The organism is Pseudomonas sp. Irchel s3h9, assembly GCF_900187475.1.
GTDB lineage: Bacteria > Pseudomonadota > Gammaproteobacteria > Pseudomonadales > Pseudomonadaceae > Aquipseudomonas > Aquipseudomonas neuropathica.
This window is the reverse complement of record NZ_FYDH01000003.1, coordinates 397782-421480: the sequence shown is the minus strand read 5'-3', so window position 1 is coordinate 421480 and position 23699 is coordinate 397782. Positions and strand designations below refer to the sequence as shown.

General features: G+C 60.0%; 25 protein-coding genes and 1 pseudogene. 14 read left to right on the top strand and 12 right to left on the bottom strand.

The features are described 5' to 3' along the window. Positions 1-94 precede the first annotated feature (94 nt). Both CKW26_RS06945 and CKW26_RS06940 read right to left on the bottom strand, forming a co-directional pair. Positions 95-1489, bottom strand: coding sequence for a HAMP domain-containing sensor histidine kinase (locus tag CKW26_RS06945; protein ID WP_095048020.1), 1395 nt, complete (start codon positions 1487-1489; stop codon positions 95-97). Further along, a complete protein-coding gene (locus CKW26_RS06940; protein WP_007914996.1) occupies positions 1467-2150 on the bottom strand; it encodes a response regulator transcription factor in 684 nt (227 codons plus the stop codon). Before CKW26_RS06940 ends, CKW26_RS06945 begins: the two co-directional genes overlap by 23 nt. Positions 2151-2457: 307 nt before the next feature. Here CKW26_RS06940 and CKW26_RS06935 point away from each other — a divergent pair, with 307 nt between their 5' ends. Next, positions 2458-3387: a hypothetical protein gene (locus tag CKW26_RS06935; protein WP_095048019.1), complete on the top strand. Its 930-nt coding sequence runs from the start codon at positions 2458-2460 to the stop codon at positions 3385-3387. A 24-nt stretch (positions 3388-3411) separates the two neighbouring features. Here the strand turns inward: CKW26_RS06935 and CKW26_RS29410 are convergent, their stop codons facing one another. Further along, positions 3412-3621 carry a hypothetical protein gene (locus CKW26_RS29410; protein ID WP_141231768.1) on the bottom strand — a complete coding sequence of 70 codons (210 nt, stop codon included), beginning with the start codon at positions 3619-3621 and terminating at the stop codon, positions 3412-3414. Between CKW26_RS29410 and CKW26_RS06930 the strand changes: the two genes are divergently transcribed. From CKW26_RS06930 to hcnC, 4 genes are all read left to right on the top strand, one after another. Then, the gene (locus CKW26_RS06930) at positions 3614-4153 is read left to right on the top strand and encodes a hypothetical protein (RefSeq protein ID WP_007915001.1); all 540 of its coding nucleotides are present in this window, start codon (positions 3614-3616) and stop codon (positions 4151-4153) included. The genes CKW26_RS29410 and CKW26_RS06930 overlap by 8 nt on opposite strands. Positions 4154-4393: 240 nt before the next feature. After that, entirely contained in the window at positions 4394-4711 is a 318-nt protein-coding gene (hcnA, locus tag CKW26_RS06925; protein ID WP_034156200.1) for a cyanide-forming glycine dehydrogenase subunit HcnA, read from the top strand. Beyond that, positions 4708-6117: a cyanide-forming glycine dehydrogenase subunit HcnB gene (hcnB, locus tag CKW26_RS06920; protein ID WP_095048018.1), complete on the top strand. Its 1410-nt coding sequence runs from the start codon at positions 4708-4710 to the stop codon at positions 6115-6117. The genes hcnA and hcnB overlap by 4 nt, the downstream gene beginning before the upstream one ends. Continuing rightward, on the top strand, positions 6110-7369 hold the full coding sequence (gene hcnC / locus CKW26_RS06915) for a cyanide-forming glycine dehydrogenase subunit HcnC (RefSeq protein ID WP_095048017.1): 1260 nt from the start codon (positions 6110-6112) through the stop codon (positions 7367-7369). The genes hcnB and hcnC overlap by 8 nt, the downstream gene beginning before the upstream one ends. Before the next feature lie 135 nt (positions 7370-7504). Here hcnC and CKW26_RS06910 read toward each other — a convergent pair whose 3' ends face one another. Beyond that, positions 7505-9313, bottom strand: coding sequence for a monovalent cation:proton antiporter-2 (CPA2) family protein (locus tag CKW26_RS06910; RefSeq protein WP_095048016.1), 1809 nt, complete (start codon positions 9311-9313; stop codon positions 7505-7507). Between the two features lie 262 nt (positions 9314-9575). On the opposite strand from CKW26_RS06910, the gene CKW26_RS06905 reads away from it, so the two are divergent. After that, positions 9576-10490 carry a LysR family transcriptional regulator gene (locus CKW26_RS06905; RefSeq protein WP_095048015.1) on the top strand — a complete coding sequence of 305 codons (915 nt, stop codon included), beginning with the start codon at positions 9576-9578 and terminating at the stop codon, positions 10488-10490. Here the strand turns inward: CKW26_RS06905 and CKW26_RS06900 are convergent. Then, positions 10480-11250 (bottom strand): substrate-binding domain-containing protein, encoded by a 771-nt coding sequence (locus tag CKW26_RS06900; RefSeq protein WP_095048014.1) that lies wholly within the window; start codon positions 11248-11250, stop codon positions 10480-10482. The genes CKW26_RS06905 and CKW26_RS06900 overlap by 11 nt on opposite strands. 12 nt (positions 11251-11262) lie before the next feature. Further along, positions 11263-12555 (bottom strand): MFS transporter, encoded by a 1293-nt coding sequence (locus CKW26_RS06895; RefSeq protein ID WP_095048013.1) that lies wholly within the window; start codon positions 12553-12555, stop codon positions 11263-11265. Positions 12556-12988: 433 nt separating this feature from the next. Here CKW26_RS06895 and CKW26_RS06890 point away from each other — a divergent pair, with 433 nt between their 5' ends. Then, positions 12989-13294, top strand: a complete 306-nt coding sequence (locus CKW26_RS06890) for an RcnB family protein (protein ID WP_034156152.1) — start codon at positions 12989-12991, stop codon at positions 13292-13294. Between the two features lie 101 nt (positions 13295-13395). Next, positions 13396-13860, top strand: a complete 465-nt coding sequence (locus CKW26_RS06885; RefSeq protein WP_095048012.1) for a hypothetical protein — start codon at positions 13396-13398, stop codon at positions 13858-13860. A 5-nt stretch (positions 13861-13865) separates the two neighbouring features. On the opposite strand, the gene CKW26_RS06880 is transcribed toward CKW26_RS06885, so the two are convergent. Further along, positions 13866-14942, bottom strand: a complete 1077-nt coding sequence (locus tag CKW26_RS06880; RefSeq protein ID WP_095048011.1) for a sensor domain-containing diguanylate cyclase — start codon at positions 14940-14942, stop codon at positions 13866-13868. Positions 14943-15105: 163 nt separating this feature from the next. On the opposite strand from CKW26_RS06880, the gene CKW26_RS06875 reads away from it, so the two are divergent. Next, positions 15106-15444 (top strand): FKBP-type peptidyl-prolyl cis-trans isomerase, encoded by a 339-nt coding sequence (locus tag CKW26_RS06875; protein WP_095048010.1) that lies wholly within the window; start codon positions 15106-15108, stop codon positions 15442-15444. A gap of 34 nt (positions 15445-15478) precedes the next feature. After that, complete coding sequence (locus tag CKW26_RS06870; protein WP_095048009.1) at positions 15479-15892, top strand: hypothetical protein; 414 nt, start codon at positions 15479-15481, stop codon at positions 15890-15892. Positions 15893-16032: 140 nt separating this feature from the next. Here CKW26_RS06870 and CKW26_RS06865 read toward each other — a convergent pair whose 3' ends face one another. The 3 genes and pseudogenes from CKW26_RS06865 to ftrA form a co-directional block, all read right to left on the bottom strand. Further along, positions 16033-16302 carry a hypothetical protein gene (locus CKW26_RS06865; protein WP_095048008.1) on the bottom strand — a complete coding sequence of 90 codons (270 nt, stop codon included), beginning with the start codon at positions 16300-16302 and terminating at the stop codon, positions 16033-16035. A 2-nt stretch (positions 16303-16304) separates the two neighbouring features. Continuing rightward, positions 16305-16686 (bottom strand): annotated as a pseudogene (locus tag CKW26_RS06860) (DUF6124 family protein). A gap of 435 nt (positions 16687-17121) precedes the next feature. Further along, on the bottom strand, positions 17122-18096 hold the full coding sequence (gene ftrA, locus CKW26_RS06855) for a transcriptional regulator FtrA (RefSeq protein ID WP_095048007.1): 975 nt from the start codon (positions 18094-18096) through the stop codon (positions 17122-17124). Positions 18097-18197: 101 nt separating this feature from the next. Between ftrA and CKW26_RS06850 the strand changes: the two genes are divergently transcribed. The 4 genes from CKW26_RS06850 to CKW26_RS06835 all read left to right on the top strand — a co-directional run bounded on the left by CKW26_RS06850 (position 18198) and on the right by CKW26_RS06835 (position 22249). Continuing rightward, a complete protein-coding gene (locus CKW26_RS06850) occupies positions 18198-18626 on the top strand; it encodes a rhodanese-like domain-containing protein (protein ID WP_095048006.1) in 429 nt (142 codons plus the stop codon). Positions 18627-18977: 351 nt separating this feature from the next. Further along, positions 18978-19757: an ABC transporter substrate-binding protein gene (locus CKW26_RS06845; protein WP_095048005.1), complete on the top strand. Its 780-nt coding sequence runs from the start codon at positions 18978-18980 to the stop codon at positions 19755-19757. A gap of 198 nt (positions 19758-19955) precedes the next feature. Beyond that, positions 19956-21068 (top strand): M14 family metallopeptidase, encoded by a 1113-nt coding sequence (locus CKW26_RS06840; RefSeq protein WP_095048004.1) that lies wholly within the window; start codon positions 19956-19958, stop codon positions 21066-21068. Between the two features lie 464 nt (positions 21069-21532). Then, positions 21533-22249 carry an alpha/beta hydrolase gene (locus CKW26_RS06835; RefSeq protein ID WP_095048003.1) on the top strand — a complete coding sequence of 239 codons (717 nt, stop codon included), beginning with the start codon at positions 21533-21535 and terminating at the stop codon, positions 22247-22249. Here the strand turns inward: CKW26_RS06835 and CKW26_RS06830 are convergent. Together CKW26_RS06830 and CKW26_RS06825 are read right to left on the bottom strand one after the other, a co-directional pair. Continuing rightward, entirely contained in the window at positions 22239-22796 is a 558-nt protein-coding gene (locus CKW26_RS06830; RefSeq protein WP_095048002.1) for a hypothetical protein, read from the bottom strand. The two genes, CKW26_RS06835 and CKW26_RS06830, sit on opposite strands and share 11 nt — an antisense overlap. An 84-nt stretch (positions 22797-22880) precedes the next feature. After that, the gene (locus tag CKW26_RS06825; RefSeq protein WP_095048001.1) at positions 22881-23654 is read right to left on the bottom strand and encodes a hypothetical protein; all 774 of its coding nucleotides are present in this window, start codon (positions 23652-23654) and stop codon (positions 22881-22883) included. Between the last annotated feature and the right edge of the window lie 45 nt (positions 23655-23699).

The following is a 23699-nucleotide window of genomic DNA, read 5'->3' as shown; positions in this document are numbered from 1 at the left end:
AGCCCGGGACGCTCCGCGTCCCTTTCGCAAGCTGGAACGCGGAGCGTCCCTTGAGGCATTCCCACGCAGAGCGTGGGAACGATCATGTCAGTAATCAGGAGTTTTTGATCAGGCTCTGCCGGCAATCGAGCAGCAGTTTCGCCCCGCCCAGATCACTGCTGCCGACTTCAAGACTGAAGCCATGCAAGCTGACAATCGCCGCCACAATCGACAATCCGAGGCCAAAGCCACCCTGCGGCTGCCCACCCTCGGCGCGATAGAAGCGCTGGAACACCGCCTCACGCTCAGCCTCGGGAATCCCCGGCCCTGAGTCGTGCACCTCAATCCGCGTCTGCCCACCGGCGTTCACCCCACGCAACATCACCGTGCCGCCCGGTGGCGTGAACTTGATCGAGTTGCTCAGCAGATTGGCCAAGGCCTCGAACAGCAACGCCCGATCACCATTGAGCGGCGGCAGGGTCTCCGGCATGTTCAGCTCGAAACGCAGCTCGCCTTCCTCGGCCAATGGCAAATAAAACTCGTGCAGTTCTTCCAGCAATTGCACTGGATCGAGCTCGACAAAACCTGAACGGCGCTGGCGATCCTCAAGCTCGGAAATCCGCAACAACCCGCGAAACCGCGCCATCAGCGTGTCCGCTTCGGCGAGCACCAGATCCAGTTGCGCCGCTTCCTGCGAACCTTCACCAGCCTGCTGCTGCATGCGATACAACTGCGCGCGCAGGCGCGTCAGTGGCGTGCGCAGATCATGGGCGATGTTGTCGCAGACGCCTTTGACTTCATTCATCAAGCGCTCGATGCGCTCCAGCATCGCATTGACGATGGCCGCGAGCATGTCCAGTTCATCGCGGCGATTGGACAGGGGCAGGCGCCGGGTCAGGTCGCCGGCAACAATCGCCTGAGCGCTGGCCTGAATCGCCCGGATGCGCCGCAACGGCCGACGCCGCAGTAAATGCCAACCGGCAATGCCCGGCAGAATCGTCAGCGACACGCCCCAGAACAACGCATGCAAAATGATCCGCGTGACGGCGAACAGCGAGCCGTTGTCGCGCAGCAACACCAGCCAGCGCCCATCGCGGGTTTGTGTGGCCACCGCATCGCAGCTGTCATTGGGCAGGGTCGGGTCATCGGAGTCGGCGCATTCGGCAAGCATGTGGATCTTGCCGTCCAGCGGCAGGCCTTCGGGGATCTGCTGGAGCGCTCCACCGAGGTAAACGCCGTTGGCGTCGAACAGGCCATAGGCGTCGATGCCGCGAATGTCGAAGGTCATGCTGGCGGCGAGGGCGTCTTCCAGTTGTTCGCCGCGAAAGTGCGAAAACAGGTGCTGACGTTGCATCAACGAGTGTTTGGCGAGGTTGTCGAGGTAGCCGGAGACCTCGTAATACATGACCCCCATGAGGATCGCGCTCCAGGCCACGAACAGCGAACTGTACAGCGCCAGCAATCGGCTGCTGGAGGAGCGCCAGCCGTCAGACGGGTTCGGCAATGACATAACCCGAGCCCCGTACCGTGCGGATCAGCGGCACATGGCCGGCGGCGTCGATCTTCTTGCGCAGACGGCCGATGTGCACGTCGATCAGGTTGGTCCCGGGGTCGAAGTGATAGCCCCAGACCTCTTCGAAAATCATCATCCGCGAAAGGATCTGGCCACTGTTGCGCATAAGGAACTCGAGCAGCTTGTACTCAGTCGGCAACAGCGTCAGCACCTGTTCGGCGCGGCGCGCTTCATGGCTGATCAAGTCCAGTTCGAGGTCGGCCACTTGCAGCGTCGTTGCCTGAGTAGCGCCGCTGTTCTGCCGACGCAGCAACACTTCGACCCGTGCGGCCATCTCGTCGGTGGCGAACGGTTTGGTCAGGTAATCATCACCGCCGGCGCGCAAGCCGCGTACGCGCTCGTCGACATCGGAGAGGGCGCTGATCATCAGAATCGGCGTGGCCACGCCCATGGTACGCAGCGTGGTGACGATGGCCAAGCCATCGAGTTCGGGCAGCATGCGGTCGAGGGTGATCAGGTCGTAGTTGCCGCTCACGGCGCGGTCGAGCCCTTCGCGGCCATTGTCGACCCAGTCGACTTCCAGCCCGTGGCTGCTCAGTTCGGCGACGATTTCCCGAGCCGTCACGGCGTCGTCTTCGATGGTCAAGATACGAGTCATAGGCAGGCCTGCTGATCGGTTCAAACGGAATGGCAGCATTTTGCCAAGAAAATCCGCTGGCGCTTTAAATTAACTTTCATGTTGACCTGTCACAAACGCAGATTTGGAGCGCTATTGATACTTGAGGCCAATGCATAAAACCCGCTGTTATCCGGCAATTATTGCAATTTGCAAGGTTTGCGTAAGTTCATTCTTTCTAACTTATTGAAATTAAAAATTTTATTTAATTTTCGCGAATGGCACGGTCACTGCAATTCCTCTGCTGACGAGTTGTAACACCATTTTTCATGCCTGGAGCAGAACAACAATGAATAGATCTTCTGATGGGTTTTATCCTGCCGTTGAAGAGTCGAGCAGCGTTTCGGGCGTGTCCTGGGGCGCGATTTTCGCAGGTGCCGCGGCTGCCGCTGCCCTGTCGATGATTTTGGTCCTGCTCGGGTTCGGTTTGGGTTTCTCTGCCGTTTCACCGTGGGCCGGAGAGGGCGTCAGCGCCAAGGGCCTGGGCATTTCAACGATTGTCTGGCTGGCGCTGACGCAAATCATCGCTTCCGGCATGGGCGGTTATATCGCCGGTCGCTTGCGGGTGAAGTGGGCGAACATGCACGGTGACGAGGTGTATTTCCGCGACACCGCGCACGGCTTCCTGGCCTGGTGTGTGGCTACATTGGTCACTGCAGTGCTGGTGGTCGGATCGGTCAGCAGCGTGATCAGTGGTGGTGTGCAGGCCGGTGCCAGTGTGGCTGGCGGTGCTGCCAGCGCCATGACTCAAGCAGCCGGTTCTGCGGCGGCCAACACCGACAGCAACCAGTACGGCTACTACATTGACAGCCTGTTCCGCGATGACCGTCCGGCCTCTGTCAGCGATGACGCCGCTCATGGCGCTGTGGCCCGCATCTTTGCGCAAAGCCTGGCCAACGGTCAGCTGAGTGCTGAAGACCGTACTTACCTCGCACAACTGGTCGCGCAACGTACCAACCTGACTCAGGCCGATGCCGAACGTCGCGTTGACGAGATTTATGCGCGCACTCAGAAAGCCCTCGCCGACGCCAAAGTCAAAGCTCAACAAGCCGCCGACACCGCTGCGAAAGTCGCTGCCTTGACCTCGCTGTGGATGTTCATTTCGCTGTTGGCCGGTGCGTTCTTCGCCAGCCTCGCGGCTACTTACGGCGGTCGTCGTCGGGATGCCGTCGAGTACGTAGAAGTCGACACCTACACCACGACCACTCCAGTCCGTTAAACAAGGAGCATCACCATGCGCTCATTACTGCTGTTTTTCCTCGGCGTACCGATCCCGATCATCATCCTGATCGCCCTGTTCGTGCACTGATTGCTCCATTGAGGCCCATGCCTCGGCCGTTTCCACCTTCGGGTGGAAGCGGCTTTTTGCTTTCTGACGGGCAACAAGGGGAAAATCCGCGTCGGCAACGGGGCGGCCGTTGCGCGCACGTTTAAGGATGAATACGTTGAACAAGCAAGCAATCAAACGAAAAGTCGTCGAAATGCTCGATAGCGGGCATTCCAGGGCCGAAACCTTCAAGGCGTTTTCGGGTGGCAAGGTCAAGGATCGAGTGCTGGCGGGCTGGATCGGGGCGCATCCGGATCCCGCCCTGAGAAAACGACACGCCGTTAAAGTCAACATTCTGGTCGCACTGATGGGTATCTGGGGACTTCTCGGGGCGATAGCCGGGCTGCTTCAAATCAATGACGGTGGCATCGCTATGGCATTGACCATGGTCTTGATTATTGGCGTGATTCCGCTCTTGTTTGCGTGGGGCTTTTACAAGGGCATCGCGGTGATTTACACAATCTATGTCACCTTCACGATCAGCCAGATTCCTCGTGAATTCTACGGCTTCAGTGAAGAACCCGTGTCGACTCTGCTCGGCGTGGCGTTCATTCTGGCCATGGTGTTCTACGCCGCCTGGGTCAAATCGCTGCTGTTTCCGGACCTCGCTTTGGTCGGTACAAGGAAGATCAAAGGGCAGTACGTCTTCTCCAATTGATCGTTTGACAATCCAGCCGCTTTCACTGGCTTGGATCAATATTTCGCCGGGCGATATCGCCTAACGTAAATGATCCAGGCCTTTGCTGAGGCATGAACTACAGTGCTTCACGCGCACCTTGTTGCGCTGACGAAGTAGCTGCGTCGACGCCCCTCACAGCCACAATAAACGCGTCGACCCGGTGTAGTGCAGCAAGGAGCTGACACCACCTCAACCGAACTCTCACGGATGAACATAGCAATGCACTGCCAAGAAAGAACCTTCGATATCCAGCCGTTGGCGCAGGCGGACATGACCGTCCACATCAACGGTCAAGCGGTCACCGCCGCCATCGGCGAAACCGTCCTCAGCGTTATCCAGTCCCTCGGCGTTCGCCAGATTGCCCGCAACGATCACGACCAGATCACCGGCGCCTATTGCGGCATGGGCGTGTGCCAGTGCTGCCTGGTGAAAATCAACGGCCGGCACAAACGCCGTGCCTGCCAGACTGTGGTGCGTGACGGCATGCAGATTGAAACCCAGGTCAACCGCATCACCGCGCAGGAGGTGGTCGTATGAGCCTGCAACCGGTCATCGTCGGCGGCGGCCCGGCGGGGATGGCGGCGGCCATCGAACTGGCGCGCCACGGGGTGCGTTGCACCTTGCTCGAAGAAGCTTCACGCCTTGGCGGTGTGGTCTATCGCGGGCCGCTGCGTGACGGCGTGCAGCTGGATTATCTCGGCCCGCGCTACTCCGAAGCGCTGGGCAAACTGCACGGTGATTTTCAGGAACAGGCCGGGCTGATCGATGTACGCCTCAACCATCGTGTGGTCGGCGCCGAAGGTACTCGTGCATTGGTAGTGCTGGATGGCGATGAGCAATTGCACGAGATCGAGTATCCGCAATTGCTCCTGGCTGCCGGTTGCCACGAACGCAGCGTGCCGTTTCCGGGCTGGACGTTGCCGGGGGTGATCATGCTCGGCGGTCTGCAACTGCAAATCAAAAGTGGCGTGGTCAAGCCGCAAGGGCCGGTGATCATCGCCGGCACCGGGCCGTTGCTGCCGCTGGTGGCGACGCAGTTGCATGCGTCGGGCGTCAGCGTCGCGGGCGTGTATGAGGCTTGCGCGTTCGGCAAGATTGCCCGCGAAAGTCTGGCGCTGCTGAACAAGCCGCAATTGTTTCTCGATGGTTTGAGCATGCTCGCCTACCTGAAACTGCACGGCATCCCGATGAACTACGGCTGGGGCGTGGTCGAGGCGCATGGTGAGGGCGAGCTGAAAAGCGTCAGCGTCGCGCCGTACTCGGCCACGTGGGAACCGGACATGAGCCGCGTCGAGCGTTTCGAAGCCAAGACCCTCGCGGTCGGTTATGGCTTTATTCCGCGCACCCAACTGAGCCAGCAGATGGGCCTGGATCACGGCTTCAGCGATGACGGTTATCTGCGCGCCAACGCGAACGTCTGGCAGCAAAGTAACGAACCCCACGTGCACTTGGCCGGTGACATGGGCGGGATTCGCGGCGGTGAAGCGGCGATGCTCGCCGGCAAGATCGCCGCAACCTCGATTCTCCTGCAACGCGGCGTGCTCGAAGAGGAATTGGCGCGTGTGCGCCGCGACCGTTACTTGAGCAAACTCAAAGCCATCGTGCGCTTTCGCGCTGCTGTGGATCGCTACACCGAACGCGGCGTCGGCCAGACCGCATTGCCTGCCGCTGACACGGTGATCTGCCGTTGCGAACACGCGACCCGCGCTGACATCGACCTGGCGCTGGAGCAAGGCGTGCAAGACATCGCCAGCCTGAAAATGCGCACCCGCGTAAGCATGGGCGATTGCCAGGGGCGCATGTGCGTCGGCTACTGCAGCGATCGCTTGCGTCAGGCTACCGGGCGCAAGGACGTCGGTTGGTTGCGTCCGCGTTTTCCGATTGATCCGATTCCTTTTTCCGCGTTCCAGTCTGTCGGCACGGAGGCCGCTACCCATGAGTAAGTTCTACGACGTGATCATTGCCGGCGGCGGCGTGATCGGGGCGTCCTGCGCCTATCAATTGTCCAAGCGCAAAAACCTCAAAGTGGCGCTGATCGATGCCAAGCGCCCGGGCAACGCCACCCGTGCGTCGGCCGGCGGTTTGTGGGCGATCGGTGAGTCGGTCGGCCTCGGCTGCGGGGTGATTTTCTTCCGCATGATGTCGGCCAACCGCAAGCGCGAAACCCAGGGCGCGGCGGTGGCAGTGGACGCAAGCACGCCGCACATTCTGCCGGAGTCATTCTTCGATTTCGCCCTGCAGTCCAACGCGCTGTACCCGGCGCTGCACCGTGAGCTGAAAGACAACCATGGGATGGATTTCAAGTTCGAAAAGACCGGGTTGAAATTCGTCATTTACGACGATGAAGACCGGCTCTACGCCGAGCACATCGTCGGCTGCATTCCGCACTTGGCCGATCAGGTGCGCTGGCTCGATCAGGCGGCGCTACGCGAGTCTGAACCGAGCGTCAGCCACGAAGCACGCGGGGCACTGGAGTTTCTCTGCGATCACCAGGTCAGCCCGTTCCGCCTCGCCGATGCCTACATGGAAGGTGCACGGCAGAACGGCGTCGACATCTTCGTCAACACCAACGTCACCGGTGTGTTGCATCACGGCAGTCGCGTCACCGGTGTGCAGACGGCCGAGGAGGGCGTGTTCCACTGCAAGACGCTGATCAACGCCGGTGGTGCCTGGGCGGCGGACTTGAGTGAATGGGCGACGGGTATTCGTATCCCGGTGAAACCGGTAAAGGGCCAGATTCTGCTGACCGAGCGCATGCCGAAAATCCTTAACGGCTGCCTGACCACCAGCGACTGCTACGTGGCGCAGAAGGACAACGGCGAGATCCTGATCGGCAGCACCACCGAAGATAAGGGCTTCGACGTCACCACCACCTACCCGGAAATCGCCGGGCTGGTGCAGGGCGCGGTGCGCTGCCTGCCGGAACTCAAGGACGTCAATCTGAAACGCACCTGGGCGGGTTTGCGTCCGGGCTCGCCGGATGAGTTGCCGATTCTCGGACCGATGCGTGGGGTGGAAGGGTATTTGAATGCCTGCGGACACTTCCGCACCGGCATTCTGACCTCGGCGATTACCGGTGTGCTGCTGGACAAACTGGTCAACGATGAGCCGTTGCCGCTGGATATCACGCCGTTTCTGGCGGACCGCTTTGAAGTCGCGCCGGTCAAGCAAGCGTTGGAACTGGAACTGGCCTGACCTTGGCAAGATGATCGTTCCCACGCTCCGCGTGGGAATGCCTCAAGGGACGCTCCGCGTTCCAGCTTGCGAATTGGAACGCAGAGCGTCCCGGGCTGTATTCCCACGCGGAGCGTGGGAACAATCGGGTGTGGCTCAGGTGTTGCGGGATTCTTCTTCTAGCTGGTCCGATTCGAACAACCGCGCCAGTTCCGCCCGGGCTTCCTGGGCGGTTTGCAGGACTTTCGCCGCGTCGTCGTAGATCGCGTGCTGCGCCTCCAGCACCTGTTCGTCGTGGTGCTTGAAGCGCTTGATCCGCGCATCGGCCTGAGCCTGGGTGAGACCGAGCCCGACCAACGTGCGCCGACTCATCTCCAGACTTGAGTAATACGTCTCACGAATCGCCTCCGCGCCAACATCGACCAAACGGTGCACGTGCTGACGGTTACGCGCCCGCGCGATGATCTTCATGTGCGGATACAGCTTGCGCACCACCTCGGCGGTCTTGATATTGGTCTCCGGATCATCCGTGGCAATCACGAAATATTCCGCCTCACCGACCTTGGCCGCATTGAGGATTTCCGGGCGCATCGGGTCGCCGTAGAACACCGGCACACCGCCAAAACTGCGCGACAGTTCAATGGTTTCCACCGAGGTGTCCAGCGCGACGAATTTGATGTTCTGCGCACGCAGAATCCGCGCGACGATCTGGCCCATCCGGCCCATGCCGGCGATCACCACGCGTGGCGTGTCAGTGTCGATCTCACGGTATTTTTCCGGCACTTCCACCGGCTGCACTTTTGGGCTGACCAGCCGCGCGCAGATCAGCAGCAACAACGGCGTCACCGCCATCGACAGGGTGATGGTCAACACCAGCAAGTCATACAAACGCGGTTCGAACAGGCCCTGGTCGCGACCGATCTTGAACACCACAAAAGCGAATTCACCACCGGCCGCCAAGACGATACCGAGGCGAATCGCACTGACCTTGTTCAAGCCACCAGCCAGACGCCCGACGACGAACAGCAGCGGCAATTTCAGCCCGATCAACAGCAGCGTCAGCCCCAGCACGGTGATCGGCGCACTCAGCAGCAGGCTGAGGTTGGCGCCCATGCCGACGCTGATGAAAAACAGCCCGAGCAGCAAACCTTTGAACGGCTCGATCTGCGCTTCCAGTTCATGGCGATATTCCGAATCCGCCAACAGCAACCCGGCAAGAAACGCGCCCAGCGCCATCGACACACCGACCAGATCCATCAACCACGCCGTGCCGATCACCACCAGCAACGCCGTGGCCGTCGACACTTCCGGCAGACCGGTTTTCGCCACCACGCGAAATACCGGACGCAACAGATAACGCCCACCAACCACGACCACGGCGATACCGCCGAGCACCTGCAACGCATGGTTCAGGCTTTCCGCGTTACTGGTGTCGTGAGCACCACCCGCCAGCATCGGCACCAGTGCGATCAACGGGATCGCGGCGATGTCCTGAAACAACAGAATCGCAAACGCCAACCGCCCATGGGGGCTGGTCAGTTCCTTGCGCTCGGCCAGACTTTGCAGACCGAATGCCGTCGAGGAAAGGGCCAGACCGAGGCCGAGCACGATCGCACTGTTCAGCGGTTGGCCAAACACCGACAGCGCCAGCACGCCGATCACCGAAGCCGTCAGCAACACCTGCGCCAGACCAACGCCGAACACCGATTTGCGCATCACCCACAAACGTCGCGGCGACAGCTCAAGGCCGATGATGAACAACAGCAACACCACGCCCAGTTCGGAAATATGCGCGACGCTTTGCGGGTTGCCGATCAGGCCCAGCACTGAAGGACCGATGATCACCCCGGCAAACAGATAACCGAGCACGGCGCCCAGTTGCAGACGTTTGGCCAAAGGCACGGTGAGCACGGCCGCGAACAGAAAGACGACAGCGGCTTGCAACAGATTGCCTTCATGGGGCATGGGGGGTTACTCCTGACAACGGTACGGCGGGGGTGACAAGGATAAGGGCTACAGCGACTTTTCATCCACCGAAGATCCCCTGTAGGAGCTGTCGAGTGCAACGAGGCTGCGATCTTTTGATCTTGCTTTTGCCTTCGAAGAATCAAGATCAAAAGATCGCAGCCTGCGGCAGCTCCTACAGGGGATCTTCATGTGGTCTGTAATAAATTGCATCAATTGGTTACATTTATAGCCTAAGCGAATCAATCTCCCGAGTCCCGCCATGGCCATCAACTTCGACCTCAACGACCTGCAAGCTTTTCGCGCCGTGGTCGAGCAGGGCAGCTTCCGCAAGGCCGCCGACACCGTGCGCCTCTCGCAACCGGCCTTGAGCCGGCGCATTGAAAAGCTTGAAGACGCCCTCGGCGTAAAACTCTTCGAACGCACCACACGCAAGGTCAGCCTGACCCAGGCCGGGCGCGGATTCATGCCCAGTGTCGAGCGTTTGCTCGATGATCTCGACGTTGCGTTATTGGGCATCAGCGAAGTCGCATCGACCCGTTTGGGCCATGTCACCGTTGCTTGTGTGCCTTCGGCGGCGTACTACTTCATGCCCCGCGTGATCGCGCGCTATCACCAGCAATTTCCACGGATCAAAGTCAAAGTGCTCGACTCCAGTGCGCACGATGTCTTGAGTGCGGTGGTCAATGGCGAGGCGGATTTCGGCTTGAGTTTTCTCGGCACGCAGGATGCCAAAGTCGAGTTCGAACCGCTTGTGCAGGAGTGCTACGTCGTCGCTTGTCGCCGCGATCATTTGTTGGCCGGGCGCAGTAGCGTGACGTGGGATGAGTTTTATCAGCAGGATTACATCTCGCTGGACAAGACCTCCGGCAACCGCTTTCTGCTCGACCAGGCGTTGAGCACGGTGGTGCCGCAGCGTTCGAGCGTCTGCGAAACCCGGCATGTGACAACGATGATCGGTTTGGTGGAGGCGGGGTTGGGGGTGGCGGCGGTGCCGCTCATGGCGATGCCTGGGCCGGATCATCCGATCCTGACGCGGGTGCCGCTGACCGATCCGCAAGTGATGCGCAGTGTCGGCATCATCAAACGCCGGGGTCGTACGCTGACCCCGGCGGCATTGGAACTGGAGCGGCTGGTGGTGGAAATGAAGGTCCAGCCGCCGATTGTCAGCGCTTGACCGAATCCAGTCCGGTGGCCTGCACGTCTGCTTGCGCGGCCGGCGCGGCGAGGTAAGCGAGCAGCGCTTTGGCTTCTTGCGGATGCTGTGCGCCGACCGGAATCCCAGCGGCAAAACGCGTCACCGACTGCACCGATTCCGGAATCTTCGCGACGAAACTCACACCCGGCACCGGCAGCAATTCGCTGACCTGCTGGAAGCCCAGTTGATAGTCGCCGGTGGCAACCACTGAACCCACGGGGATTTTCGCAATCATCTTGGCCTTCGGTTTCAGCTGATCTTCGATGCCCAGTTTCTTGAACAACTGCTGCTCGATGTAGACGCCGCTGGCGCTGTCTGAGTAGGCCACCGATTGTGCGTCGAGCAGGGTTTTCTTAAGGCCGTCGACGCTGCTGATGTCCGGTTTCGGTGCGCCTTCGCGCACCACCAGGCCGATCCGCGAATCCGCCAGTTCAACGCGCGAGGCTGGGTCGACCTTGCCTTGCTTGATCAAGTCATCGAGGGCATAGCCGACCATGATCACCACGTCGGCGTGTTCACCGCGCGCGAGGCGATTGGGGATCGCCTCGGGTGCTTTGCCCATCGACGGACCGAGGCTGGTGGTCAGTGTGTTGCCGGAGGCGGCGGCGAATTTCGGGCCGAGGATTTTGTAGGCGGCGGTGAAGCCGCCGGAGGTCATCACGCTCAATTCTTCGGCCTGGGCCGCGAGGTTGAACGCGAGACCGGCGAGCAGGGCGGTGACAGTAAACAGTTTTTTCATGGCGAGTTTTCCTCAGGCCGCGACAGGTTGCAGACGACCACCGGCACGGCGGTACAGATAAAGAGTGGCGCACAAGGCACATAGCGCACCGATACTCATCCAGTAACCCGGCGCGGCTTTGTCGCCGGTGTACTGAATCAGGAAGGTCGACATCGCCGGGGTGAAACCGCCGAAAATTGCCGTGGCCAGGCTATACGCGAGGGAGAAACCGGCAACCCGCACTTCCACCGGCATGATCTCGGTGAGCGCCGGAATCATTGCGCCGTTGTACAAGCCGTAGATAAACGACAGCCACAAGAGCGACAGCAGCATGTGGCTGAAGCTCGGCGCCTGCACCAGGTACGACAGCGCCGGATAAGTCGTGGCCAGGGCCAGCAGCGACATGGCGATCAGCACCGGACGACGGCCGATACGGTCGGACAACAGGCCGCCAATCGGCAACCAGAAGAAGTTCGACACACCGACCAGCAGCGTCACCAACAGCGCGTCGGACGTGCTCAGGTGCAGCACGGTTTTACCGAAGGTCGGCGCGTACACGGTGATCAGGTAAAACGCGGTAGTGGTCAGCGCGACCATCAACATGCCGCCGAGTACCACGCCCCAGTTCTGGCCGAGGGTGCGGAACACTTCGCCCATGCTTGGGCGGTGTTTGCGTGCGGCGAACTCTTCGGTTTCCGCCAAGTTACGGCGCAGGAAAAAGATGAACGGGACGATCATGCAGCCGACGAAAAACGGAATCCGCCAGCCCCAATCGGCCACCACATCCGGCGCCATCCACGCGTTCAAGGCGTAGCCCAACGCGGCGGCGACGATGATCGCCACTTGCTGACTGGCCGACTGCCAAGCGGTGAAGAAACCTTTGCGGCCCGGCGTGGCGATCTCGGCGAGATACACCGACACACCGCCCAATTCCGCCCCGGCCGAGAAGCCTTGCAGCAAGCGCCCGATCAACACCAGTGCCGGCGCAAACAGGCCGATGCTTTCGTATCCGGGCACCAGCACAATCAGGATCGTGCCGCTGGCCATGATCGACAGCGTGACGATCAACCCTTTGCGCCGACCGACATCATCGATGTACGCACCGAGCACAATGGCGCCGAGCGGACGCATCAAGAAGCCTGCGCCGAACACCGCAAAGGTCATCATCAGAGAGGCGAATTCACTGCTCGCCGGAAAGAACACCGCCGCGATCTGCGTGGCGTAGAAGCCGAAGAGGAAGAAGTCGAATTGTTCGAGGAAGTTGCCCGAGGTCACCCGGAAAATGGCACCGGCCCGCGAGCCGTTGTGAGGGATTGAGGCTGTCATAGAAAAGTACTCCACCGCTTTTATGACGTGCGCGACGGGAGGGCGGCGCACGGTTTTTATTGAGGTGGATGGTGGCGCAGGTGTAACCGGATGTTAATTGCATTGTTGGCATGGATTGATGTGCAAAGTGGATCAATGGGGTTTTTTGGGTACAAATCCATTGCTGCTGTAACGGCTGTTTATGGTTTCGCCACCCCAGCCCTCTCCCGAGGGAGAGGGAGCCGATTTCGGTTGGTTTTGAAACTTGCATTCGACTCGGTATCGCACGTCGGCACACTTCTGCCAAACACCTCGGTCAGTCCCCTCTCCCTCCGGGAGAGGGCTAGGGTGAGGGGCTCTTGATTTCCTCTAGCACCCACCCCTGGCAAAAAAGGAATGATTCCCGCCCCACGCAGTCGGAGTTGAGGTACTACACAATTCAGGAGGTTCACCGATGAACAGCAAAACCCTAATCGCCAGCCTGGCCCTCGTTGCCGGCATTGCCGGGATCAGCCCACTTGTTCAAGCGGCGCAAACCTCAAATGAACAGGCCGTGCAATCCCCGGTCAGCGACCGCGAATTGAAGGTCAATGATCGGGCGCCGGATATTTATCAGCGCAGTGAAAAAGCCATCGACTGGAAAACCAAGGGCCTGAAAAAACCTGTTGATCAGGCGCAATGGGTACAGATCAATGACCAGTACGTCATGGTGATGATCACCAACGGGACGATTGTCGAGATGAAGCCGGTCCCGCGTTAAATCTCCGGCAATAATCAGCCATGGACGGTTGATTGCAATCGAGCGCCGTTCGGGTAAAACCCTTGGGGCGTTTTGGATGTCGGGAAGTCAGGAGCAACAGGTTGGAAAAGAAACCGCTGTATCGCAAAGAAAACACCACCGCCCATAACGTCTGGCGCAACAACCCAGGCGGGCACTACCGTGATCAACGAAACACCAAAGCGCAAAGCCACAGCGAGGCCACGCGCGGCTCTATGCATGGCATCAAACACCACGGCTACGACTACACGCCGTTGTTTCGTTTTCTGTTATCCCGCGTCGGCGGTCATTGGGATGAGATTTTCAGCGAAGCGGTATCTCGCCTTGATCGGCCAGAACCGGTTTTCTGGATGGTTGCCATCCACGAAGACGATCGCAAGGACATTGTGCGACTGGGCGAGTCGGCCTACTTCAACGGCCTCTTCGTCGATGAGCAAAAGCAGCTGCAAATCGTCAATCCGCAGCTGAGTGTCGAAGAGATGAAGCCTCATTGCCGTTGCTGCACGCATACCTTCAATGGCGTTCCGTTTGGCCTGCCTGCGGACTGATCGAGCTACTCGACCCGAACGTGATTCATCACCTGCCCACCCCCCAACCGATACTGATTATTGCCACTGCGCTTGGCCTCATACATCGCCAGATCTGCGACGTGCAGCAAGCGATCCATCGCCGTCGCATGGTCCGGAAACACCGCCACCCCGAGGCTGGTGCCGATGTGGCGCTGGTCGTTGCCGATGCTGATCGGGGGCGACAGTTCGATGAAGATTTTCTGGCAGATGCTGCGCGCTTCGTCCTGCAAACTCAGGCTCGGCGACAGGCCTTGCAGGATCACCACGAACTCATCGCCGCCAATGCGCGCGACGGTATCGGTAGCGCGCAGGATGCGTTTCAGCCGCGTGCCCATAGTGACCAGCACGCGGTCGCCGGCGGCATGGCCGTAGCGGTCGTTGATGGTTTTGAAACCGTTGAGGTCGACGAACACCAGTGCGACGCGTGTCTCGGACTGCCGCGCGTGATCCAGCGCTTCCGACAAGCGTTGCTCCAGCACCAGGCGATTGGGCAGGCCGGTCAGCGGATCGAAGTGGGCGAGGTGTTGCAGGTAGCTGGCCGAGGCTTTTTCTTCGGTGATGTCGCGCACCACGCCCATCATTTTCACCACCGCGTCGTGGTCGTTGCGTACAACGTTGCCGGTTTCCCGCAGCCAGCGAATCGTGCCGTCGGGCCAGACCACGCGGTACTCCTCATCGTGGTTTTCGCCAGTCTCCAGGCAGCGCAGTTCGCCTTCGCGCACCTTGGTGCGGTCGTCCGGATGGACGCAGGAACAGAACAACGCATAGGACGGGGTGATTTCGCCGATCTTGAACCCGAACATGCCGTAAATCGCATCTGACCAGTACAGCCGATCCGTGTCGACTTCCCAATCCCAAGTGCCGATACGCGCAAAGTACTGGCTACGCTTGAAACGCTCGACGTCGCCGTCCTGCTGAATGTGTTGGCCATCGGCGGCCCGTCTCAGCAGATCACGGTACTGCGCGAGCTGCCTGCGCAAACCGCGTTCGCGCCACAGCAGCAGGGCGATGACGGCGAGCATGATCGCGCCCACGGCAAGGCTGATCCAGAACAGAGTCATTAGGGCGCTGCCAGCATGGCGAGTCGATCCGTGGGGTAGTGGCGGTTGGCTATGTTAATGCTTCATTACTCGGTTCGGATACCATGTTGATCTGCGCTGGCAGGTTGCCAATCCCCGGCATTTCTGGGAAAACGGCGGCCGGCTGAACAATAGAGTGAATGTTATGAATGATGAACTGCAGGTAATCGATCTTCAGGCCGGCGAAGGCAAAGCCGCCGTCAAAGGTGCGCTGATCACCACCCAATACACCGGATGGCTGGAAGACGGCAGCGAGTTCGATTCTTCCTACAGCCGAGGCAAACCTTTCCAGTGCGTGATTGGCACCGGGCGGGTGATCAAGGGTTGGGATCAGGGCTTGATGGGGATGCAGGTGGGGGGCAAGCGCAAATTGCTGGTGCCGGCGCATTTGGGGTATGGCGAGCGGACGATGGGCAAGATTCCGCCGAATTCGAATCTGGTGTTTGAGATTGAGTTGTTGGAAGTGCTGACGCGGGAGGATTGAAACCGGGTCTTTTTTACGCTTGGGAATAAATGCGATGGATGTGTGGCAGTGGGTTTCACAAGTTGCCGATTGGCTGGTGGAGAGGCATGCCTCGCGCAGAGGATCGAATTACAACTACATGTATTTCGTTTCCGCTGCCGTTGCAGTCGGCAGCTGGATAGTCGCGAAAGAACTGCTCGCCAAGCGCAAGGCCCTCAAAGCAGACGTGTCTGAAGCTTTGCAAAATGAAACGGTACGTGCGATGTCCTTTGCTCAGGAAGATGGGCGGCCGGTCAAACGCAGTGCGACGTTGGTCCGACAGGAAGAAACCTTTTTCGTCACGGTCATTCGTCATGACGATGAAGAGCGCGTGGAGTCATCCAGTGAAGCGTTGCACTCGCTGGACGATGTCGACGTTTACTTGCGTGACCACACACCCTTTATCCTCGCGGATTTTCGAGCTTCGTGACTCACGCGTCCGATGCAGAAAGAACGCTTTCGCGAGCAGGCTCGGTCCCACATTGGATCGGCGGCGTACTCAAATTCCATGAGCCACCGCAGATCTAGTGTGGGAGCGAGCCTGCTCGCGAAGAACGATCACGCGGTCAATCAGGCTGCGTGGGCCATTTCTGCCAGTGTGTCGGCCACGGTTTTTTGCAGTGAGGGGAACCGGCGGGTTACGCGGCGCAGTGCGGGCAGGACGGCGTCGATTTCCAGTTCATCGAGTTGGGGAAGGGCGGTGACGGCGGAGGCGACGATGGATTCGCGTTCGCTTTCGAAGAGCACCAGGCAGGCGTTTTGTGCCCAGCGTCCGTCCCGTTCGTTGAAGCCCATGGCCACCAGTGCTGCGACGACTTGTGCATCGGTTTTGTTGGACATGTTTATTGCCTCAGGGCGGGGTCGATTTTGTCGAGGGCGCGGTTGACCGCGAGTTCGCCGAGCATGACCACTTGCTGGATGCCGAGCACGGTGTTGCGGTAGGGCGAGTCGAGCAGGGCGGCGAAGTCGCTGAGCATGATGCTGGCCGAGGCCATGGATTCGCAGGCATGGGCCATGAGGTCTTCGGCGCCGGTGTTCGGGTCGACGAGGAACATGGTGCTGGGTTTGCGTGGTGGTGAAGGCGGTGTGGGTTTCAGATAGTGATCGAGGGCGCGTTCGGTGGCTTCGTGGAGTTTTCTGGAACCCGGTGTGGAATAGGGGGGACGTTGGATTTGGATCGATTTCCGCGTCTGTTTCGGGCGGATTTGGCGTGATTTTGAACATATGCTAGGAAACCTCAATGAGGCTGACACCGTTTGCGACTAAACATTGGGTGGCAGCTATACGCAGGTTAGTCGACCGGACTCCTAGCTAAACCGGCGCGCTCGAAAGCGCCCTACGCATAGCCGCCATTGAGTGCAGGCATGGAAATGCCAGACTGAATAACTGCTTGCAAGCTAGAGATGAAACCGAGCGACTAAACCCGATCACTGAACATTCAGTGACGCGAACCAAGTTACCGGCAGCCCCCAAGCCGCACAAGCCGGCGGATTCTGGCGTAGTTGTAGGCAAAGGCGCAAGGCGCTGTAGCCTTGTGGCTGATGTCTAAATGATGCTGCGTTTGACTGCGCGCCTTCGCGAGCAGGCTCGCTCCCACAGGGGGAACGCATTCCAAACTGTGGGAGCGAGCCTGCTCGCGAAGGCGCCTTCAAAATCACCTCAGGATTCAACCCTCACGCCCCGCCCAAACCGCTCCCGATACACCGACGGCGGCACACCTACCACGCCGCGAAACGCCACACGAAAACTCTCCACCGACCGATAACCGCAACGCTCGGCAATCTGCTCGGTGTTATGCGGCGTACTCTCCAACAACTCCCGCGCCCGCGCCAACCGTTCGTGCTGCAACCACGCCTTCGGCGACTGCCCGCTGGCCTCGGTAAACCGCCGCAGAAACGTGCGCTCACTCATCGCCGCTTCACTGGCCAGATCACGCACCTCCAGCGGTTCATGCAAACGCTCGCGCGCCCACTGCATCACCCGCGACAGATCATTGCGCGGCGTCGGGCTGACCGGGGTCGGAATGAACTGCGCCTGACCGCCGGTGCGTTGCGGCGACATCACCAGGCGCCGCGCCACCGAGTTGGCGACTTGCGTGCCGAAGTCCCGCGCCACCAGATGCAGGCAGGCATCGATTCCGGCGGCGCTGCCGGCCGAGGTGATCAACTGCCCGGAGTCGACGTAAAGCACATCAGCATCGACGGCAATCGCCGGGAAGCGCTGCGCCAGTTCCGCCGTGTAACGCCAATGCGTGGTGGCGCCGTGGCCGTCGAGCAGACCGGTGGCCGCCAGCACAAATACACCGGAGCAGATCGACAGCAAGCGCGCGCCCCGGGCATGGGCCTGACGCAACGCGTCGATCAATGCTGGAGGCACCGCCGCGTTGCGGTCGCGCCAGCCGGGAATGATGATGGTGCGCGCCTCGGCCAACAATTCCAGGCCGCCATCGGCCAGCACCTGAATGCCGCCCAAGGCGCGCATCGGGCCTTGATCGACCGCCGCAATGGCGTGGGTGTACCACGGGAAATCGAACTCCGGCCGGGTCAGGCCGAAGACCTCCACGGCGATGCCGAACTCGAATGTGCAGAGGCCGTCGTAGGCCAGAATTGCGACCAAACCTGGTGATGTCGGCATTTGGCGGAAAATTCCCGGTGAGTGTCTTGTGCGCCACTGTAGCCGCAAGCGGCGGCTCGATAAAGTCTGTTCACACCCGTTCAGATAAAGGAGCAACACCCATGGTCAGTCTGGTTCGCGACATCCCTGCGGCGCCGTCGGCGATCGCCCTGATGCACTTCAGTAATCGTCTGACCTTCGAAACCGATTGTTCCGACGTATTCAGTAGCCAAGAGGCTGGCGAGATTGATTTTGTCCTGGTCGATGTCCGTGGGCCGCTGGCCTTTGAGCGCGGGCACGTGCCGGGTGCGATCAATATTCCGAACCGTTTGCTGACGGCCGCGGAACTGGCCAGCTACCCGAAAACCACGCTGTTCGTGGTCTATTGCGCCGGCCCGCACTGCAATGGCGCGAACAAGGCAGCGGTGAAACTGGCGGCGTTGGGTTACCCGGTCAAGGAGATGATTGGCGGCGTTACTGGATGGCTGGATGAAGGTTTTCAACTGAGCCTGACGCCTGCGGCCAAATCCGCAATCGGCTGCGAATGCTGATCCCCTTGTAGGAGCTGCCGCAGGCTCGGGCCGCGTTCGGACGATCTTTTGATCTTGATGTTTGAAAAGCCAGATCAAAAGATCGCAGCCTGCGGCAGCTCCTACAGGGAAGTCAGCGTTTTTCTGCGCTGGAAATGCGCTTGTCCTACAGCCTTTGCACCACGACGGCGCACCCGTTGACCCCGGTCAATCGGTGCGCCGATCTTTCATAAGTATTTGTCGCTTAAACACAATTTACCCTGTGCGCGCCGCCATAGGCTGCCGGCCACTTCGGTTTTTGTAGCCAATTGGCCATGACCGAACGCTGAATCGAAAGCTGCCAATAAAAGCCTCCGCACACAGGAGTTATAAATGAAGAAGCTAGTGATGTTCGGTGCCCTGGCACTGTCGATGTTGTCCCTGACCGCTGTGGCCGAAGACACCAAGCCGATCCGCATCGGTATCGAAGCCGGTTACCCACCATTCTCGATGAAAACCCCTGACGGCAAACTCGCCGGTTTCGACGTCGATATCGGCGATGCGCTGTGCGCGCAGATGAAAGTCAAATGCACTTGGGTCGAGCAGGAATTCGATGGCCTGATCCCGGCGCTGAAAGTGAAGAAGATCGACGCGATTCTGTCGTCGATGACCATCACCGACGACCGCAAGAAAAACGTCGATTTCACCATCAAGTACTACCACACCCCGGCGCGCTTCGTGATGAAGGAAGGCTCCGGTGTCAAAGACCCGCTGACCGAGCTCAAGGGCAAGAAAGTCGGCGTGCTACGTGCCAGCACCCACGACCGTTACGCCACCGAAGTGCTGGTGCCAGCCGGGATCGACCTGGTGCGTTACGGCTCGCAACAGGAAGCCAACCTCGACATGGTTTCCGGGCGTATCGACGCGATGCTGGCTGACTCGGTCAACCTGAGCGACGGTTTCCTGAAAACCGACGCCGGCAAAGGCTTTGAATTCGTTGGCCCAACCTACGAAGACGCCAAGTACTTCGGTGGCGGCGCCGGCATTGCAGTGCGCAAGGGCGATACCGCGCTGGCCGAGCAATTCAACAAAGCCATCACCGAAATCCGCGCCAATGGCGAGTACAAGAAAGTCCAGGACAAGTACTTCGACTTTGATGTGTACGGCCATTAATACGCCGTAGAAAAAAGTGGCCCCGTTTGCGCGGTGGCCACTTTTTTTGCGCTCTAATTGTGATGAGACCCTTGTAGGAGTGAGCCTGCTCGCGATAGCGGTGTGTCATTCAATGAATGTGTTGGCTGACCCACCGCTATCGCGAACAGGCTCACTCCTACAGGGGATCTTTGTGATCCAGATATTGAGGAGTTACCCATGCGACGCATCGACCATGTTCTGCCCTGGAGCCACTTGGGCAGCGAACGTTCGCTAAGTGTGTTCCGCTATGGCGCCGGCCCACGCAAGGTGTACATCCAGGCCAGCCTGCACGCCGATGAACTGCCGGGCATGCGCACTGCGTGGGAACTCAAACAACGCCTCAACCAACTCGAGCAGCAAGGCCGTTTGCAGGGCGTGATCGAATTGGTGCCAGTGGCCAACCCGATCGGCCTCGATCAACACGTGCAAGGCGCGCACATGGGCCGCTTCGAACTGGGCAGCGGCAAGAATTTCAACCGCGCCTTCGTCGAACTCAGCGCGCCGGTCGGGGCGTTGATCGGTGAGCGTCTGGGCACTGATGCCGAGGCCAACGTTGCACTGATCCGCCAAACCATGGGCCAGGTATTCGATGAACTGCCGGCACCGGCCTCGCAACTGGAAGCCTTGCATCGCCTGTTGCTGCGCCATGCCTGCGATGCCGACATCACCCTCGATTTGCATTGTGATTTCGACGCGGCGATTCACTTGTACGCGCTGCCGCAGCACTGGCCACAGTGGCAATCGCTGGCGGCGCGCTTGAAGGCCGGCGTGGCGCTGCTGTGTGAAGATTCCGGTGGCAGCTCGTTCGATGAATCCTGCTCGACGCCGTGGTTGCGTCTGGCGCGGGCATTCCCGAATGCTGCGATTCCGGCGGCGAACCTGGCGACCACGCTGGAACTGGGTAGCATGGGCGATACCCGGGTCGATCAGGCTCAAGCCAATTGTGAGGCGATTCTCGGCTTCCTCGCGGAGCAGGGTTTCATCAGCGGCGAGTGGCCGGCAGCACCGAGCGAGTGCTGTGAAGGCCTGCCGTTCGAGGGCACCGAATACCTGTTCGCGCCGCATCATGGCGTGGTGAGTTTTCTGCGCAATGCCGGCGAATGGGTGGAGCAGGGCGATGCGTTGTTTGAGGTGGTGGATCCGTTGCAGGATCGTGTCACCACCGTGCGCGCGGGCACCAGTGGCGTGTTGTTTGCGCTTGATCGCGGGCGTTACACCGAGCCGGGGATCTGGCAGGCGAAAGTGGCGGGGCGGGTGGCGTTTCGTACTGGGAAACTGACCAACGACTGACGGATCTTCACGGGATTCACCGGCCCTTTCGCGAGCAAGCTCGCTCCCACAGGGGAATGCATTTCCAATGTGGGAGCGAGCTTGCTCGCGAAGGGGCCATCGGCGGCACACTGCTGATAGCCCTTCATTGGATCTGACGGCCTCATCGCTGGCAAGCCAGCTCCCACAGTGATTGAAGGTGTTCACAAACATTGTGTTCACACAAATCCTGTGGGAGCTGGCTTGCCAGCGATGGCGGTATCAGCAACACCATTGAGTTTGGAACCACGCCGCAGGATTTTAGGCTCTCCCCGAACCCGACACTCCCCCAGTGATTGAAGGTGTTCACAAACATTGTGTTCACACAAATCCTGTGGGAGCTGGCTTGCCAGCGATGGCGGCATCGACAGCACCACCGAATTTGGATCCTCACCGCAGGATGTTAGGCTCCCCCCCGAACCCGACACTCCGTGAAGGAAGGCTCTATGTTGAAGGTCTTTGCTCTCTTGACCCTACTGGCGTCCAGCGCCGTGCAGGCGCAAACCACGCTGCAATCCGATCTGCCACTCAAGTACATCGAACAGGTGCACGCCGACGCCGAGGCGCGTCCGTTGGTGATTTTTCTTCACGGCTACGGTAGTAACGAAGCCGATCTGATCGGCATGAAATTCCAGCTCCCGGCGCAATACAACTACCTGTCGGTGCAGGCGCCGTTGTCGTTGGGCGAAGGACGTTTCCAGTGGTTTCGCAAGAAAGGCGAAGGTGCCTACAACGGCGAGACCGATGATCTGAAGGTCAGTGGCCAGAAACTGCGCGATTTTGTCGCGCAAGCGGCGCAGAAATATCACACCACCCCGAGCAAGGTGTACCTGATCGGTTTCAGCCAGGGCGCGATGATGACCTACGAAGTGGGGCTGCGGCCGCCAGTCGCTGTCGGCGGGATCGCTGCGTTGAGCGGGCGTTTATTGCCAGTGTTGAAAGCTGAACTCAAAGGCGAGCAGCAGCCGTTGCCGCTGAGTATCTTTATCGGCCACGGCACCGCCGATGATCCGGTGCCGTATAAAAACGGCACCGAGGCCAACACGCAACTACAGAAACTCGGTTACAAGCCGCAGTTCCATGCCTATCCCGGCGTCGGCCACAGTATCAGTGCGGCCGAGCTGCGCGACTTGAGTGGCTGGCTGCAGCAGCTCAATCCTTGAGGATGGTTTTCACCAAAGCATCGTGACCTTTCTTGTCGCTGGCGCGGGAGATCACCTGCACCAACACCATCTTCGTGCCGGAGCCGGCCATCAGCGTGGTGTTGAGGGTCTGGCCACCACCCTGGGTCGCGGTGCTGTCGACCTGACGCAAGCCAAGGCCGGTGCCTTTCTGGGTCAGGCTTTTTTCGCTGAGTTTGTTGAAGTCCGGCAGGGCCTTGCGTTGGTCGTCGATGAAGCTCGAGACGGTGCTGTCGAGGAACTGGCCGTCGTTGTCCTTGACGTGCTGGCCTTCGGGGATTTGGTTTTCAGCGGTAATGACCACGGTTTTTGTGGCCTCGTTGGTGTACATCGTGCCCTTGGTCCCGCTCGGGCTGGCCGGCAGCGGGTCGGCGATGAAACCTTTAGGCAGCACAAAAGTGAACTTGCCATCGAGCATCGAGACTTTCTCGGCGGTGGCTTTTTCCTTGGCCGCTTGCGCGTGAAGGGCGCCGAAACCGGCGAGGGCCGCCACCAGCAGGACGACGGCTTTTTTGCTCAACAATGACATGTGAATCTCCGGTGGATGGTCGCGCGAGGCGGGCGATCATCCCACGGAGGAGGGCGGGCGTTCCAGCGCGAATCGTCTGAGCGGTTACTGCGCCTGCGCTTTCGCCAACGGACGGGCCAACAGGCGTTTGGTTACGCCGAGCATGGCCACCGACACCGCGACACCGACGGCGAATCCACTCAGCCCCATGCTTGGCAAGGTCAGCGCCGAGACCAGACAAAACGCCGAAAACGAATACATGCCGGTCGCCGTCGCCCGTAACAATGCGGCGGTAAATGCCGGGCCGCGCGTTTGTTGCGAGAACACCGCCATCACACTGCCGAGTACCGGGAACACCGCGAGCAAACCGCTCCAGCGCTCGCCGACGGTGCTGGCGAGCATCGTCACCACCAGTGTCAACGCGGCGCCGGCGATCATTCGCCAGATCAGTTTGTCCGACTTCGGCGCCGGGCCGTTCAACACCGGTTGCACCGTAGGGAACAGATACGGCGATGCCAGCAGCGCAATTGCCGCCACCGCCACGGAAAACGGCAGCGACGCCGGGATCAGTGCCAACACCCCCGCGATGACGGCCCACACCGACAGCGAAGCCGTCAGCGCCAACGGCCAGTTCGCCCGTTGCGCGACCTGCGCATAGGTGATGCAGAACGCAATCATCGCGAACATCGCCGATAACGCCGCCACCGCTGATTGCGCGGCAAACGCCGGACCCTGCTCGATGGCGAGGAAAAACAGAATCGGCCCGACCACCACCGGCAATCCCGACAGCCACCCGGCTACGCTCGGCCCCCAGCGTTTGCCTGCCAGGGAAATCAGCAGCAGAAAACCGGGAATCAGCAGCAGTTTGAGGATCAGCACGCAGGTGTCTCCGTCCGTTGAGGGTAGGCCACGGTAGCATTGTCG

Coding starts and splice junctions, on each gene's coding strand:
- ftrA (WP_095048007.1), bottom strand. CDS start 18,096: ATGCCGACATCACCAGGTTTGGTCGCAATTCTGGCCTACGACGGCCTC.
- CKW26_RS06880 (WP_095048011.1), bottom strand. CDS start 14,942: ATGACTCTGTTCTGGATCAGCCTTGCCGTGGGCGCGATCATGCTCGCC.
- hcnA (WP_034156200.1), top strand. CDS start 4,394: ATGCACTGCCAAGAAAGAACCTTCGATATCCAGCCGTTGGCGCAGGCG.
- CKW26_RS06840 (WP_095048004.1), top strand. CDS start 19,956: ATGCGACGCATCGACCATGTTCTGCCCTGGAGCCACTTGGGCAGCGAA.
- CKW26_RS06845 (WP_095048005.1), top strand. CDS start 18,978: ATGAAGAAGCTAGTGATGTTCGGTGCCCTGGCACTGTCGATGTTGTCC.
- CKW26_RS06945 (WP_095048020.1), bottom strand. CDS start 1,489: ATGTCATTGCCGAACCCGTCTGACGGCTGGCGCTCCTCCAGCAGCCGA.
- CKW26_RS06940 (WP_007914996.1), bottom strand. CDS start 2,150: ATGACTCGTATCTTGACCATCGAAGACGACGCCGTGACGGCTCGGGAA.
- hcnC (WP_095048017.1), top strand. CDS start 6,110: ATGAGTAAGTTCTACGACGTGATCATTGCCGGCGGCGGCGTGATCGGG.
- CKW26_RS06875 (WP_095048010.1), top strand. CDS start 15,106: ATGAATGATGAACTGCAGGTAATCGATCTTCAGGCCGGCGAAGGCAAA.
- hcnB (WP_095048018.1), top strand. CDS start 4,708: ATGAGCCTGCAACCGGTCATCGTCGGCGGCGGCCCGGCGGGGATGGCG.
- CKW26_RS06910 (WP_095048016.1), bottom strand. CDS start 9,313: ATGCCCCATGAAGGCAATCTGTTGCAAGCCGCTGTCGTCTTTCTGTTC.
- CKW26_RS06900 (WP_095048014.1), bottom strand. CDS start 11,250: ATGAAAAAACTGTTTACTGTCACCGCCCTGCTCGCCGGTCTCGCGTTC.
- CKW26_RS06890 (WP_034156152.1), top strand. CDS start 12,989: ATGAACAGCAAAACCCTAATCGCCAGCCTGGCCCTCGTTGCCGGCATT.
- CKW26_RS06835 (WP_095048003.1), top strand. CDS start 21,533: ATGTTGAAGGTCTTTGCTCTCTTGACCCTACTGGCGTCCAGCGCCGTG.
- CKW26_RS06830 (WP_095048002.1), bottom strand. CDS start 22,796: ATGTCATTGTTGAGCAAAAAAGCCGTCGTCCTGCTGGTGGCGGCCCTC.
- CKW26_RS06865 (WP_095048008.1), bottom strand. CDS start 16,302: ATGTCCAACAAAACCGATGCACAAGTCGTCGCAGCACTGGTGGCCATG.
- CKW26_RS06935 (WP_095048019.1), top strand. CDS start 2,458: ATGAATAGATCTTCTGATGGGTTTTATCCTGCCGTTGAAGAGTCGAGC.
- CKW26_RS06895 (WP_095048013.1), bottom strand. CDS start 12,555: ATGACAGCCTCAATCCCTCACAACGGCTCGCGGGCCGGTGCCATTTTC.
- CKW26_RS06870 (WP_095048009.1), top strand. CDS start 15,479: ATGGATGTGTGGCAGTGGGTTTCACAAGTTGCCGATTGGCTGGTGGAG.
- CKW26_RS06905 (WP_095048015.1), top strand. CDS start 9,576: ATGGCCATCAACTTCGACCTCAACGACCTGCAAGCTTTTCGCGCCGTG.
- CKW26_RS06850 (WP_095048006.1), top strand. CDS start 18,198: ATGGTCAGTCTGGTTCGCGACATCCCTGCGGCGCCGTCGGCGATCGCC.